Genomic DNA, 14562 nt, shown 5'->3' on the forward strand with positions numbered 1-14562 from the left:
TGTGGTAACCAACCCACGGATAGCAGCGTGCCGACCGTCGCTCGCTTATTTGCTCCCGCGCCTAGTGTTTTGGTGGTGCAAAATGCAAGGGCTTGACTAAAACGTTCATAGCAACGGAACCAAGCGCACTTATGATGCGAATATGAGCCCATTTGGATTTCTAAAGGAACCTGGTGCTCTTATTCGATTGAAAATGGTGTTTTTTCAAGCTGGGAAACGTAAATAAGGTCGCGTGCTTCCGTTAGCTATGCAAATCGAACAAAATGAGGCGAATAACGTCGGCCACTTCCGTTAGCGTCCAAGAACCACTACTGCGGCGGTAACACTAACACGTGACATAATAAAAGTTATGTAATCAGCAAAAAAACCAGTCAACCTCATCAGAAGTCAACCGGTTTATTCTAAAACCTAATCCCGCTCGTAAATCGAGCCGGATCTGCTCGCGAACAGCTCCGTGTACACCTTCTCGGCGTAGGCGTCCGTCATGCCCGCGATATAGTCGGCGACGAGCCGCTCCCACGGCCAGGCGCCCTTCTGGCGATCGTAGCTCTCGACCCAATCCGGGGGCAGGATGAGCCGGCCGGTATCGTAATCCTCCAAGCTGTCCCACAGCCGCTTCAGCATGTTCTCGCTGCGCTTCTGCAGGCGCTGCACGCGGAAATCTTTGATGAGCGTCACCCAAGCAAGCTTTTTCAAAATTTCCATCGTCCGCAGCAGCTCCAGATCCTCCGCGCCGTCCTTCACGAACGTGATCCGTTTCCAGCCCGTCTTCGGATCGTCGATGATGCCGACGCTGTTCGCGAATTTACTCACCCAGCGCGCCTTCATCTCGCGCCTCGTCCGGGAAGCTTCACGGCCGTATTGGACGTACACTTCCTTCCATTGCCGGTAGTAGCTGTCCAGCACGCGCTTCACCATGTCCTTCAGATCCGCCTTCTCCCACTGCACCGCTTCCATGCTGGCGGGATCGTCCATTACTTCCTGCACGACGCGTTTCACAAGGCGGTCATCCTCGAAAAAATCTTCCGACAACAGGATCTTGCCCGCGCGAATGCCGTCTTCGATGTCGTGCGTGGAATAAGCGATGTCGTCGCACAGATCCATGAGCTGCGCCTCGAGCGTGCTGACTCCGGCCGGCATGCCCCACAGCCCGCGCAAATAATCGATGCCCGCCCATTCCATCGGATAGACGCCTTTCATCCGCGACGGATCGTCGAGGCAGAACGGATATTTGTTGATTGCGAGCAGGACGGCGGCCGTCAAGTCCGACCCGCGTTCGCTGCCCGCGCGCTTCTCCAGGAACATGAGAATGCGGAAGTTTTGCGCATTGCCTTCATACGGAATGCCGTAACGCGCTCTAAGGATAGTGTTCAGCACTTCCTCTCCCTTATGACCGAACGGCGGATGGCCGAGATCGTGCGCGAGCGCCGCGCACTCAACCACTTCGGGTAGCAGCATGAGGCCGGGATGTTCGTCTTTTGCGAGGAACGGATACGTCTTGCCCAGCCTGCGCGCCACCTCCCGCGCGATTTGGGACACTTCGAGCGAATGCGTAAGCCTCGTGCGGTAATAGTCGCCGGAGCCCGCCCCGAACACCTGCGACTTGCCTTGCAGCCGGCGGAACGCCGGGGATTGGATGAGCCGCGCGTAATCCTTCTCGTATTCGTCGCGATCCTCGCTCGATAGCGTATTGCCTATGTCATGCAGCCTCAGCTTGCGGATATTCATCTGTCATCACCTTTTCCGATTGTCTATGATGATTTTGGCATAACTTCCCCCTCTTTGGCAAAAAAAAGCGCCGCGAGCCTCCACTCCCAGGCCTCACGACGCTTTCCCTCCCCGTTAAGCCGTGCCGAACGATACGCCGGCGCGGGACAACAGCTTGCGATAGGCGATGCTGAGCCTGTCGCACTTCAAGTGGAGCTCCGCTTGCAGGTCAAGCGGCAGCAGCTCCGGCTTCTGGTTCTCGACGATGAGCCGATCCTGCTCCAGCAAGATATCCTGGAACGAGACAAACGTTTCATCCGGCTCGTCGAACGCGTAGTTGCGTTCCATGATCATAAACGCGATGCTTTTTTCCTCGTTCTGGGGCGTGACGAACAGGTACAGATGGAATACATCGTCCGACCCTTCGATCCGCTTCGTCAAGGAGACGCTCATCGGATGATAAATCTCGTACGTATAAAAGGTATTGACGCCTACGCCTCGCCCGTCGGGATCGGGCTGATACACCTCGATCTCGTCGGTTCGCAGCGCCCCGTCCGTCTCGTGGACGCGGTAGTCGTTGATCTCCGAAAACTCGCTGTCGCCAAGCATCCCTTCATGCACGTACATGAGATGGGACACGTCGAGGAAGTTTTCGACCACGCGCGGTCCCGCGGCGGCAACCTCGTAAGGTCCCATGAACACTTGGGCGTAGTCGGCGAGCAGGCCGCGCGTGCCGATGGCCGGCACGTCTTTGTCGGGCTCGCCCAAGCTAACCCACACCAGTCCATGGGCTTCTTGGCAGCGATAGGATGAAGTTTTCGCCTTCGAAGGGATGGCCGTCCCTCTCGGCAAGGAAGGGATCAGCGTGCACGTGCCGCACGCGTCGTAGGTCCAGCCATGATAGGCGCATACGATCTCGTCTCCTCTTACCTTGCCGAGCGACAGGGGCACGCCCCTATGAATGCATAGATCTTTTAGGGCGTGCACGCCACGCGATGTACGGAAGACGACAACCCGTTCGCCGAGCAGCTCGACCTGCAGCGGACGATCCTCCAAGCGGGACGAGAACATCACGGGGTGCCATTCGTTTACTAATACGGGATCCAGTACCGGCATTTTCGGATCATCCTTTCTAAGGAGCAATCAATCTTCAATCGAATCTTATTGCGGAATCGTGCCTTTGACACCTTTGACGAAATAGTTCATGACAAGAATATCCTCCAGCTTCAGCTTCTCGCCTTCCGCCAGCTTCTGGGCGCCGGATTGATCGAAGATCGGACCGGTGAATACCTCGAACGTCTCGTCGTGGATTTCCGTTTTCTTGGCGTTTACGAGATCTTGTACGTCTTGCGGCACGTTCTTGCCGAACGGAGCCAGGTCCACCATCTGCTCCTTCAGGCCGCCGTAGTATTGATGCGTTTCCCAAGTGCCGTCGATTAAGCTCTGCACGACGTCGACGTAATACGGTCCCCAGTTCAGGACGGGGTTCGTGACGTATGTTTCCGGCGCGTAGCGGTTCATATCGGAATCGTTGCCCATGCCCCATACGCCTTTCTCTTGCGCCGCTTGAATGCCCGCAGGGGAGTCCTGGTAATTCGCCAGCACGTCCACGCCTTGGTCGAGCAAGCTGATCGCCGCTTGGCGTTCAGTCGCCGGGTCGAACCAGGTGTTGCTCCAGACGACGGATACTTCGATGTCCGGATTCACGCTTTGGGCGCCGAGGGTGAAGGCGTTGATCGTGTAGATGACCTCCGGAATCGGGAACGCGCCGACGTAGCCGATCTTGTTGTTTTTCGTCAGCTTGCCGGCCGCGATGCCGGCCAGGTAACCCGGCTGGTAGCCTTTGCCCTGGTAGGTCGCCAGGTTCGGCGCCGTTTTGTAGCCTGTCGCGTGCATGAATTTCACGTCCGGATATTTGGCCGCCACATTGAACATCGGATCCATGTATCCGAAGCTGGTTCCGAAGATGATGTCATGATCCTGCGCAAGCTCCTCGAACACGCGCTCCGCGTCGGGGCCTTCCGGCACGTTCTCGACAACCGTCGCCTTGATGCCGAATTTCTTTTCGACCATCTGGCGGCCCTTGTCATGCTCGAACGTCCAGCCGCCGTCTCCCGGCACGCCGATGTAGACGAATGCGACCTTCGGCAGCTCCCCGGTTGCCGCCGGGCTTTCTTCCGCTGCCGCGGACGCCTCGGGAGATGGACTTGCGGACGGCGAGGGAGAGGGGCTTTCTTTGGTGGAAGAAGCTTGGGAACAGGCGGTTACGAATGCTAACAGTAGTACGAGTGCAGCGGCAATCATTTTCCTGGAACGTGAAAAGGTCATATGGTTTCTCCTCCCATTTTTAGATGTCGTTCAAAAAGCCCACTTTTGATCACGAAGTATTCCAGGAAGCTTAATCGACATCGAATCTTGAATTCAGCCGGAACTAAGCGAATGCTTTCGAAGTATGTTTCCTCCGGGAAACATTGCAGGTGCTCACGTAGCTATCACTACGTTCCGCTCCTCATTTCCTAGCTTCTTTCAATATTCTCGGTGCTGAAAACCGGGCTTTTTGAACACACATTTTTATGTCTTGCAGCATTTTTGGACCGCGCGCAGTATACCTCCGTATCCCGTGCATCGGCACAAATTGCCCGACAGCCCTTCTGTTATCTGTTCGGTTGTCGGATTAGGCGTTTCGTCCAGCAAAGCTTTGACGGACATGATCATTCCCGGCGTGCAGTAGCCGCATTGGAACCCCCCTTCTTCTTGAAACGCCTTCTGAATCGGATGCTGCTCATTCTCCGCCAGCCCTTCGATGGTCGTGATGGTTTTCCCGTTGCACTGGTAAGCCATCACAAGACAGGAATTCACCGCTTTCCCGTCCATTAAGACGATGCATGCCCCGCACCGCCCCAGCTCGCAGGACACCTTCGTGCCAGTCAGCCCAAGATCGTCCCGCAGCAGGTGGAGCAGTCTTGCCGTAGGATGGGTGATCACCTTGGCCTCGATTCCGTTCACAACGACTTCCCACGCGTAGCCGCTCATGATGTCTTCACTCCCTCCGCGAATAAGCCGTCGAAGCCGGCGATCAGCTCTTCCCTGCGAATCGGCAAAGCTTGTATTCTTTTACCTATGGCATGATGCACGGCCGCCGTAACGGCTGGTGCGAGGACAACAGTTCCTACTTCGCCGATGCCGCGGGGACCGTAAGGGTCATCCGGCGGCAGCTCCTCGATGGCATGCACCGCGAAGCCGCCCGCGGCATCCCGGATCGTCGGGATGATGTACGTATCGAGGTTCTCCGTCTTGTACAGCCCTTCGGCCATGATCGCATCCTCGAACAAAGTGAAGCCTTGCGCCATGACGCTGCCACCCTCGATCTGGCCGATATAGCCCATCGGGTTGACGGCCGGACCCGCCGCGATCGCGTGGTATTGATCGACGATGCGCACGGCCCCCGTCAGGACGTTCACTTCCACCTCGACGGCAACCGCTACTCCCGTGTACAGATAATGCCCGCCGACCACTTCGTCGGGCGTCGTCGGGAAGTCGAAGGACGTCTCGCAGCGGATCTCATTGCCCGCCTGCTCGGCCAATGCGAGGTAAGTCGCCGCGAGCCGTTTCGGACCGTTCCCTTCCTCTCCGGTCGTCCACATGCCTCCCGGACCGGCGGCCAGCGCCGACCGAGGCAATCCCGTCGCGGCTTCCGCGAGCGGCAGCAGCTTCTCCATCAGCATGGGAACCAGCTTCCGGAGCGCCATATACGCGATCGTGGTGGAACGCGACGCCGTACTGGAGCCGGTATGAGGCGTTCTGTCCGTGTCGCCGATCACGATGCGCAGATCGTCGCTCGCGCAGCCAATATGCTCCGTTAGCAGGATATCGAGCGTCGCCGTGATGCCTTGGCCGAACTCCTCGAAGCTGAACGCCGCCTCCAGCTTGCCATCGGCGCTTAATCCAAGCCGTCCCCCGCCAGGATCCGGAATGCCGTACCCGAGGCCGGAGCCATGCATCGCGATCGCGCTTCCGATGCCACGGCGAAGCCAAGGCTCGGCTTCGGACCGGGATATCGTCCCCCTGCGCCTCCATAGCTCGGAGGAAGCTACGGATTGCCAGACGCGGCCGACGCCCTCCGTTGGCAGAATGCGATGCCCGAACGGGCCGGGATCGTCCGGCTCCCTCAGATTAAGGCGCCGGAACAACCACGGGTCCATGCCCGCCGCCTCCGCGAGGCGGTCCATCTGGCTCTCGACCGCGAAGATCGTCTGGTTCCCGCCGAACCCGCGGAACTCGCCGGATACGCCGTTGTTCGTGAACGCGGATACGCCTTCGACCGCGATGTTCGGTATCCGGTAGGGACCCATCGCATGTTCGGTCGCGAAATTCAGCACCGGCGCGCCGAGCGTGCTGTACGCCCCCGTGTCGGCCACGATCCGCACCTGATGCGCGAGCAGCTTGCCGTTCTGGTCGATCCCCGTTTTCATCGTCAACTTCATGGGATGCCGCTTCAGCCCGGCCCGGATCGACTCGCGCCTCGAATTATGCAGCTTGACGGGTCTCCCCGTTTTGAGCGCGAGTAGTGCGCCGTAAGGCTGGACGTTGAGTTCGTCCTTCCCACCGAACGAACCGCCGATCGGGCTCGACACGATGCGGATCGCGGACTCTGGCATGGCCAAGATGCGGGAGAGCTGCATCCGGTCCTTGAAGCCGTGTTGGGTAGCAACGAACACGGATAATCGCCCGTCCGCCTCCGGGATGAACAACCCGCCTTCCGTTTCCATGTACGCGTGCATCTGCCGAGGCGTGTAATACGTCTCCTCGACTATGTGGGCGCAGCCGGCGAATGCCTCGTCCGGGTCGCCTCTCCTGTATGCGGTCCGATGAAGCACGTTCCCGCCGGGATGCAGCAGCGGCGCCCCCGGCAGCATCGCCTTCTCGGGGTCATCCACGACAGGGATCGGCTCGTAGTCGACCTCGATGAGCGACAGCGCCCGTTCCGCGGCATCCTTCGACTCGGCGGCGACCGCGGCGATCGCGTCGCCGACGTACCGCACCCGGTCGCCGCAAAAGACAGGCTGATCCGGATTCACGATACCGAACGCGTTGAGCCCGGGAACGTCCTTGTGGGTGACGACCGCTTTGACGCCGGGTACCAGCAGCGCCCGTTCCGTGCGGATATCGAGAATGAAAGCATGAGGCTCCCGGCTGCGAAGCACCTTTCCGTACAACATGCCCGGAAGCGCGAGATCCGTCAGGTAACGCAGCTTCCCCGATACTTTGTCCGGACCGTCGGGCCTGAGCCGCCAGCGGCCGCCGGCCGATAATCTGTTCATCAGCAAGTTTCGCGCCTCCTTTCCTCGTGTGCGCCGCTATTTCTTCAGCAGCTTCCAGAATTGCGCGGTAATGAGATTCGCCGACGCTTCCTTCCGATAGTCGGAGCCGGCGAACAAACCGCCGGCCGCCGCGTATTGCCGCTTGATAATCTCATGTACGATGGACAACGTCCCTTCGCTAAGCGCCGTTCCGTTCAGAGCCGCTTCCGCCTCGGTCAGCCGGTGGGGAATCGCCGTCCCTCCGCCAGCCGTCAGCCGCACATCGAACAACAAGCCGCTATCATCGACATGGCCCGTTCCGGCAACCGTCGCAAGCGAAGGCGTAAAGCTCTCCCTGCGTCCGACCTTCTCGTAGAATGCGAAACCGCCGTCCGCTACGTCGCCGCCGTCTTGCTCATGGATCGGAATCAGTACCCGGAGCAGCAGATCGTCTGGCTGCCTCGCGCCGCCGGCCCCTTCCAGCCACTGCCGAAGCGACATTCGCCGGCGAGCGTGGTCCTGGTACAGCAGCAGCTGCGCGTCGAGAGCCAAGAGCGCCGGCACGGCATCCCCGATCAGGCTGCCGATATTGCCGCCGAGCGTGGCGAGATGGCGCACCGCGGGAGCAGCGATATAGCCGATCGCTTTCGCCAGGAGTGGACAACGGCTGCGTAGAACATCGCTGCCGCGGCAATCATTTAACGTTTCGACGGCGCCGATGCTAGCGAATCCGTCCGTTACCACGATCCCTTTCATCTCCGCGATGTCGGCCAAGCTGATCATATGGTCCGGCAGCGGCCGCGTCTCGTTTTCCCATTGCGTCCTCAAGAGCGTGCCTCCCGACACGTAAATCGCCGTTTCCCCGAACTTTCTTTTTAAGCCCCAGGCTTCTTCCGGCGCAAGTGGCTCCCACACTTCGGGCTGCGCGCCGTATTGCCTTTGCTCCATTGCCATTAGCGAACACCTCCGATTCGTCGAATGTTAGAATCGCTGCTCACGCACGTACGGGATGCCAAGCGCCTTCGGCTCTGCCGACGGCTTATGGCGATTCCGCCAGCCTGCCGCCATTAATACGAGAATCGTCACGACGTACGGCGTCATCTTCAGGAAGTAGGAAGGGATGCCGATGCCCATCAGCTGCATCCGGAATCCGAGGGCGTCGAGCCCGCCGAACAAATAAGCACCGGCGAGCGCAAGGAGCGGATTCCATCCGGCTAGGATGATCAGCGCGACGGCGATCCAGCCTCTGCCGGCCGTCATGCCCTCGATCCAGTTCGGCGAATACACCATGATCAGGTAACAGCCGGCCAGACCCATGAGCATGGATCCGGCGATCACATGTCCGTAACGGGATGCCGTCACCGACAAGCCCATCGCGTCGGAAGTGGCCGGGTTGTCGCCGACCGCGCGCAGGTGCAGCCCCCAGGACGTTTTGTACATGTAAAGGTACATCGCCGCCGCGAGCGCAAAGCTGAACCAGACGAAAGCGTCCAGATTGGAGAAGATCCGGCCGACGAACGGCACGGCTTCCAGGAAACCGAGATCCCATCTCGGTACCGTGACGGGGAGTGCGGCTCCCGCGGCCGACTTGCCCAGATAGGCGCTGAGCCCCGTTCCAAACAGCGTCAGAGCCAGTCCGCACACGATCTGATTCGCTTTCAGCGTGACGGTGAGGAACGCGTGCAGGAGACCGATGCCGCCTGCCGCGGCGAGAGAGGCCAAGACAGCCGCGGCCATGCTTCCCGTCTGCAGGAAGGTCAAGCAGGACACGACGGCGCCAATCAGCATCGTCCCTTCCGTGCCAAGGAAGATGACACCCGAGCGCTCGCTCAGGATGCCGCCTAACACCGCGAACAACAGAGGCGTGCCCGACGAGATGGCCGCGATGATCAGATTCGTATAAAACTCCATGTCAGCTTCTCTCTCCCTTCGAACCGCTCCGCCGCGGAGCCTTGCGCACCAGCCGATATCGGCTCAGCATCTCCCCGCCGATGAGGCAGATCAGAATCGCGCCCTGCAGCATCATCGACATGGATGAAGGAAGTCCGATCGTCTGGACGCTGAAGCCGCCGACGATCAGTCCGCCGACGAATACCGACGTGACGAGCATGCCCCACGGATTCAGCTTCGCCAGCCACGCGACGATGATCGCCGTATAGCCGTAGCCCGGCGAAATGCCGTACATGAGCCTATGCGAGACGCCTGACACTTCGCTCATCCCGGCAAGTCCGGCTAGGCCGCCGCTTATCATCATGACGAGCAGGATATGGGTATTGATCCGAATGCCGCCGTACTTCGCGACATGAGGGTTCGCTCCGAGCACCTTCATTTCGTAGCCCCATCTCGTCTTGTTGAACACGAACGCGAACAGAACGACCGCTACAAGCGCGAATAACAAGCCGTAATGGAGGCGGGAGCCTTGGAACGTCATCAATTGTTGCTCCAAAGAAAACACGCGCGTGCCGGGGAAGTTAAAGCCCTCCGGATCCCGCCAAGGTCCGAACACGAGATAATCGAGCAAGAGCAGCGCCACGTAGTTCAGCATGAGCGAGGTGATGAGTTCGTTCACGCCGAAGTACGTGCGCGGCACCGCGGTCAGCAATCCCCAGATCGCTCCGGCCGCCATGCCGGCAGCCACCATGACCGGAATGTACAGCGCGCCCGGCAACCCCGGCAAATAAATCGTGACGGCTGTCGCGGCGATCGCGCCGACAACGAGCTGCCCTTCGGCGCCGATATTCCAGACCGATATCCGGTAAGCGACGGCAACCCCAAGTCCGCAAAGCAGGAGCGGAATCGCCTTGACGAACGTCTCGCTTAACCCGAACGATGAGCCGAACGCGCCTTGCGCCATCTTCGCATACACGGTCCAAGGGTTCATGCCATTCATCCAGATGAACAGCGCGCACAGGAGCAGTGCGGCCGCGACGGAAGCGATCGGCACCCACCAGGCGCCGCCTTTCTTCAGCGGATCGTATTGAAGCGCGAAAGGCAAGCGGGGCGCCGCCCATCGGTCCCGCGCGGATTTGGCCGCGCTGCTGCCGCTTATCCCTTCCGCAACCGATTCTTGATTCATTGAGCGGCCACCTCCGCATCCTCGAGACCCGCCATCATGCGGCCGATCCTCTCCTTATCCGCCTCCGCCTTTGGCAGCTCGCCGATAATTCGGCCGCCGTACAAGACGAAGACGCGGTCGGACAAGAGCAGCACCTCGTCGAGATCCTCCGAGATTAGCAGCACGCCCGCCGACGCGTCGCGAAGCCCGAGCAGCATCTGATGCACCGATTCCGCCGCCCCCACGTCGAGCCCTTGCGTAGGATGAACCGCGACCATCAGCTTCGGCTGCTGGTCGATCTCCCTGGCGAGCAGCAGCTTCTGCTGGTTGCCGCCCGACATCTGCCGAGCGGGGCTGCCCAGCTCCGCGTACCGGACGTCGAACCGTTCGGCGAGCCCCTTCCCCCAAGCGACGTTCGCGCGGTTTCGTAGCAGGCCGAAACGAAAGTGTTTGCCGGTCCGGTACGTCTTCAGCATCAGGTTGTCCACAACGCCCAAGCTTCCTGCGAGGCCGCTCTTCATCCGATCTTCCGGAATATGCGCGACGCCGCGGTCGATGAGTCGCCTGACGCCCGCGTTCTCCATGCGCTCGCCTTGCAGCAGCATGCTGCCTTTCGTCCATCCGCGAAGACCGGTTAACGCTTCCGCGAGCTCCTTCTGCCCGTTGCCGGCAACGCCCGCCACGCCGACGATCTCGCCTTCGCGGATGCGAAAGGCGACATTCGCGAGCGCGTCGTGCCCGTGATCGGAACGAACCGTCATCCCGGACACTTCAAGAATGGTTTCGCCGGCGTGGCCGGACTCCGCCGCCTCGCGCTCCCGAATTTCCCTTCCGACCATCAGCTCCGCCAAATTACGCGCGTCCGTCTCTCCTGCATCCATTGACGCGATCATCCGTCCTTTGCGCATGACGGAGATTCGGTCCGCGACGGCCATCACTTCCTTGAGCTTATGGGTCGTGATGATCATCGTTTTCCCGGTATCCTTCAGCTCGCGCATCGTCTGGAACAGCGCTTCCGCTTCGCCGGGAGTGAGGACCGAAGTCGGTTCGTCCAGCAAAATGATGTCCGCTCCGCGGTACAGCGTCTTTACGATCTCAACGCGCTGCTGCTCGCCGACGGATAACGCCCATACCGGCTGCCCCAGCGGGATCCGGAGGCCGTACCTCTCGCATATGCCATCGACCTGCGCCAGCTTACGTTTCTTCCAAGCGTTTCCTCTCCAAGGCTCTCCCCGTTCGCCGAGTATGATGTTTTCGAGCGCCGTCAAGGTGGGCACGAGGCGGAAGTTCTGGTGCACCATGCCGATTCCGAGCTTCATCGCATCCTTCGGAGAAGCGATCGATGACGACGTCCCATGGACGGCGATCCCTCCTGCGTCAGCCCGGTACAAGCCCGACAGCAGGCTCATGACCGTGCTCTTGCCCGCTCCGTTCTCGCCAAGCAGCGCGTGAATTTCGCCCGCGCGGACGGCGAAGTCGACATGGTCGTTCGCGACGACCTCTCCGAATTTTTTTACGATGCCGGTCATTTGAACCGCCAATTTCGTCATGTTGCTTCGTCCTCTCCTTCCTTGCCGTGATTGATCCAATAATCGTCCAGCTTGCGCAAATCTTGTTCCGTATCGATGTCGAGCAGCAGCTCCGGCTTCTCCGGAAGTATAGCGATTCCTCGAAGTCCCGGCTGCCGAAGCAGCTCGCGCGCACCTTTATCCCCTTCCAGCCCTAGCAAAGAACCGAAGAGTCGTGAGGAGATTAGCAAAGGGGGCGATAGCGCCTCGCCGTTAAAGTAAGCGGCGTATTGGAGCGACGGATCCGAAGCGAACGCTTCGATCAGCTTGTCGATCATGCCGGCCGTCACGAGCGGCTGGTCCGCCAAGAGGATGACGACCGCATCGGCCGTCTTCCGCGAAGTCGCCGCTGCAAGCCCCGCTTGGATCGAACGGGACAACCCCTTCGCCGCTTCCCCGGCATCCACGTCCGCGAACCGAATGCGGCCGCTTTCGCCCCGAACATGCTCGTCGAGCGCCGCCCATATAGTCGAATGCCGCTCTCTCGTCACGATCGTCAAGTCGTCAAGCCTCGATCGGACGGCCGCTTGCAGCGCGATCGTTCCGAGAGGCCGCTCCCCTATCCCCGTCCTAATCGACAGCTTCGGCTTGCCCATTCGCAGGCTCGAGCCGGCTGCCAAATAGACCCCCGCGATACGCGGCGCCTTCTGCGGCATGCCCTTTCCTCCTTATGCCGACAAGCTCGGCGACGATGCTGATGGCGATCTCCTCCGGCCCGTCGGCGCCAATCGGAAGGCCTACGGGATAATGAACCGACGGCGGAATGTCCTCCGAAGGAAACATCCGGCGCGTCCGCGAGGTCGAACCCATCACGCCGATGTAATGCGGCCCGAAGTTCAGCGCCAGCTTCAAAAACTCGTTGTCGCGCTGGAATTGATGGCTCATGATCAGCACGTAGTCGCCTTTCGAAAGCGCAAGCGAAGCCATGATTTCCGAAGGGAATCCGAAGTGGAGCTCGGCCCCCGGGAACCGCTCCGGCTTGCAGACCGCCTCGCGGAAGTCGGCGACCGCGAGGCGGAATCCCGCCAACTGAACAAGCCTGGCGACCGGGACGGCGTCGTCTCCGCCGCCGAACAACACGACTCTCGGTTTCGGCTCCAGCCGCTGGACGAATCGTCCGCCAGCTTCTTGCGGCTCTTCGAGCCCGTTAGGCGCGGCCTGAACGGAATAAGCGGAGGGCAGCATGGAATCGCCGTATTCCCGAACGAGCCGGACGGTTATGCCGCGATCCAGCAGCCGATCCGCTTCGGCCAGGGCGATCAACAGACCTCCCGCGACCGGCTCCAACAAGATCCGGACGAGACCGCCGCAGCCGATTCCTTCACCCCAGGACAGATCGTCTTCCGCTCGCATGTCGTATTCGATCCACTGCGGCGTTCCCGCTTTAAGAACGGGATCGGCGTAATGCTTCAAATCCGCCTCGAGACATCCCGGGCTGACCGAGCCGCTGGTACCGCCTCCGGCTTCAAGGAGCATGGAAGCGCCGGCTTTGCGGTAAGCATGGCCCTCGACGCGCACGATCGTCGTCAGAACGGCTTTCCCTGCCAGGCTTAACGCCTTCTTGATCAAATCCGCCGCTTCCATGCGATCCCTCCTTCGGATTAGCCGAGCCGCTTTAGCAGCCGTTCGATCGAGCGGTCCGCTTCCTTCAGCACGATGCCCTTGTCGACCGTAAGCAACGTTTTGTTCTTCATGACCATTTTCCCGTCGATGAACACCGTATCGACATCACTATAACCGGCCGAATAGACGATTCGGGAGTACGGATCGACGTCGAAGGACGGATAAGCGTGGAATTCGTCCAGCTCGAGGAGGATCAGGTCGGCCCGTTTCCCCGGCTCGATGCTGCCGATCTCGCGTTCGAGGCCCAGCACCTCCGCTCCACCCATCGTCGCCATGCGCAGCACCGACTTCGCGTCCATGGCGGTCGGTCCGTGCTGCGTCTTCTGGATGAGCGCGGTCATCCGCATTTCGGAGAACATATCGAGCGTATTGTTGCACGGCGCCCCGTCGGAGCCGATGCCGACATGGATATGCCGGCCAAGTAGATCCGGCACTTCGGCGATGCCCGACGACAACTTCAGGTTGGAGCCCGGGCAATGGGTCACCTTTACGCCCCGATCCCGGATGATCCTCTTCTCCTCCTCGTCCAACCAGACGCAATGTGCCAGGATCAGATCGGGAGACGCGAGGCCGATATGATCCAAATAAACGACGTTGCGCATGCCCCGCTCCCATTCGACAAGCGCGATCTCCCCACGGTTCTCGGAAGCGTGCGTATGCACCTTCACCCCGTACTGGCGGGACAAGTCCCTTACCCCAACTAGTAATTCCTCCGTGCAGGAGACGACGAATCGCGGGCAGAAGGCGTATCCGATCCGGCCATCCGCCTTGCCGTGCCACTTCTCCAGCAGGTCCACGCTGTCTTGCAGCGAACGTTCGGTCTTCTCTTGCAGCGCCAATGGCACCTCGCTGCCGTGATCCATCATCACCTTGCCCGATAACGCGCGAATGCCGCTCGCCTCGATGGCGCGGAACGCGGATTCGGTGTGATGCACCGTCTCCATGTCCAGAATCGTCGTCGTCCCGCTTCGGATCAACTCGCCGATGCCGAGCATCGCGGAATAATAGACCGACTCCTCGTCATGCGCGGCTTCGAGCGGCCATACCCGCTCCTTCAGCCAATCGAGCAGCTCGAGATCATCCGCCCTGCCGCGGAACAACGTCTGGCATAGATGGATGTGCGTCTGTACGAAGCCCGGCAGCAGCACCTTGCCCCGCGCTTCGATGATTGTGTCGGCCGGATCGTCGATTCGTTCCGCGATGCGGACGATTCGGCTGCCCGACACGAGCACGTCGCCGACGAGCACCGTCCCCTTTTCATCCATGGCTATGATTTGCGCGCCTTTAATGAGTGTCGTCTCCATGCGTT

Annotated in this window: 12 protein-coding genes; all 12 read right to left on the bottom strand. The window is 60.3% G+C overall.

All coding sequences use genetic code 11. The annotated features are described in order from the left end of the window. Positions 1–408 precede the first annotated feature (408 nt). Positions 409–1728 (bottom strand): deoxyguanosinetriphosphate triphosphohydrolase family protein, encoded by a 1320-nt coding sequence (locus RB620_RS06715; protein ID WP_308092936.1) that lies wholly within the window; start codon positions 1726–1728, stop codon positions 409–411. Between the two features lie 114 nt (positions 1729–1842). Continuing rightward, positions 1843–2823, bottom strand: coding sequence for an aromatic ring-hydroxylating dioxygenase subunit alpha (locus tag RB620_RS06720; protein ID WP_308092937.1), 981 nt, complete (start codon positions 2821–2823; stop codon positions 1843–1845). A 45-nt stretch (positions 2824–2868) separates the two neighbouring features. Further along, positions 2869–4035, bottom strand: a complete 1167-nt coding sequence (locus RB620_RS06725; protein WP_308092939.1) for a BMP family ABC transporter substrate-binding protein — start codon at positions 4033–4035, stop codon at positions 2869–2871. 243 nt (positions 4036–4278) lie between these two features. Next, on the bottom strand, positions 4279–4740 hold the full coding sequence (locus tag RB620_RS06730) for a (2Fe-2S)-binding protein (RefSeq protein WP_308092940.1): 462 nt from the start codon (positions 4738–4740) through the stop codon (positions 4279–4281). Continuing rightward, positions 4737–7034: a xanthine dehydrogenase subunit D gene (gene pucD / locus RB620_RS06735; protein ID WP_308092942.1), complete on the bottom strand. Its 2298-nt coding sequence runs from the start codon at positions 7032–7034 to the stop codon at positions 4737–4739. The genes RB620_RS06730 and pucD overlap by 4 nt, the downstream gene beginning before the upstream one ends. Positions 7035–7064: 30 nt before the next feature. Beyond that, positions 7065–7961 (bottom strand): FAD binding domain-containing protein, encoded by an 897-nt coding sequence (locus RB620_RS06740; protein WP_308092943.1) that lies wholly within the window; start codon positions 7959–7961, stop codon positions 7065–7067. Positions 7962–7988: 27 nt separating this feature from the next. Further along, positions 7989–8918, bottom strand: coding sequence for an ABC transporter permease (locus RB620_RS06745; RefSeq protein WP_308092944.1), 930 nt, complete (start codon positions 8916–8918; stop codon positions 7989–7991). A gap of 1 nt (position 8919) precedes the next feature. Beyond that, positions 8920–10083, bottom strand: a complete 1164-nt coding sequence (locus RB620_RS06750) for an ABC transporter permease (RefSeq protein WP_308092946.1) — start codon at positions 10081–10083, stop codon at positions 8920–8922. Next, positions 10080–11612 carry an ABC transporter ATP-binding protein gene (locus tag RB620_RS06755; protein WP_308092948.1) on the bottom strand — a complete coding sequence of 511 codons (1533 nt, stop codon included), beginning with the start codon at positions 11610–11612 and terminating at the stop codon, positions 10080–10082. The genes RB620_RS06750 and RB620_RS06755 overlap by 4 nt, the downstream gene beginning before the upstream one ends. Next, entirely contained in the window at positions 11609–12286 is a 678-nt protein-coding gene (locus RB620_RS06760) for a nucleotidyltransferase family protein (RefSeq protein WP_308092949.1), read from the bottom strand. The genes RB620_RS06755 and RB620_RS06760 overlap by 4 nt, the downstream gene beginning before the upstream one ends. Then, the gene (locus tag RB620_RS06765; protein WP_308092950.1) at positions 12201–13214 is read right to left on the bottom strand and encodes an XdhC family protein; all 1014 of its coding nucleotides are present in this window, start codon (positions 13212–13214) and stop codon (positions 12201–12203) included. The genes RB620_RS06760 and RB620_RS06765 overlap by 86 nt, the downstream gene beginning before the upstream one ends. Before the next feature lie 17 nt (positions 13215–13231). After that, a complete protein-coding gene (locus tag RB620_RS06770; protein ID WP_308092951.1) occupies positions 13232–14557 on the bottom strand; it encodes a 5'-deoxyadenosine deaminase in 1326 nt (441 codons plus the stop codon). Between the last annotated feature and the right edge of the window lie 5 nt (positions 14558–14562).

This window comes from Paenibacillus sp. LHD-117 (assembly GCF_030929555.1).
In the GTDB taxonomy this organism is placed as follows: Bacteria; Bacillota; Bacilli; order Paenibacillales; family Paenibacillaceae; genus Pristimantibacillus.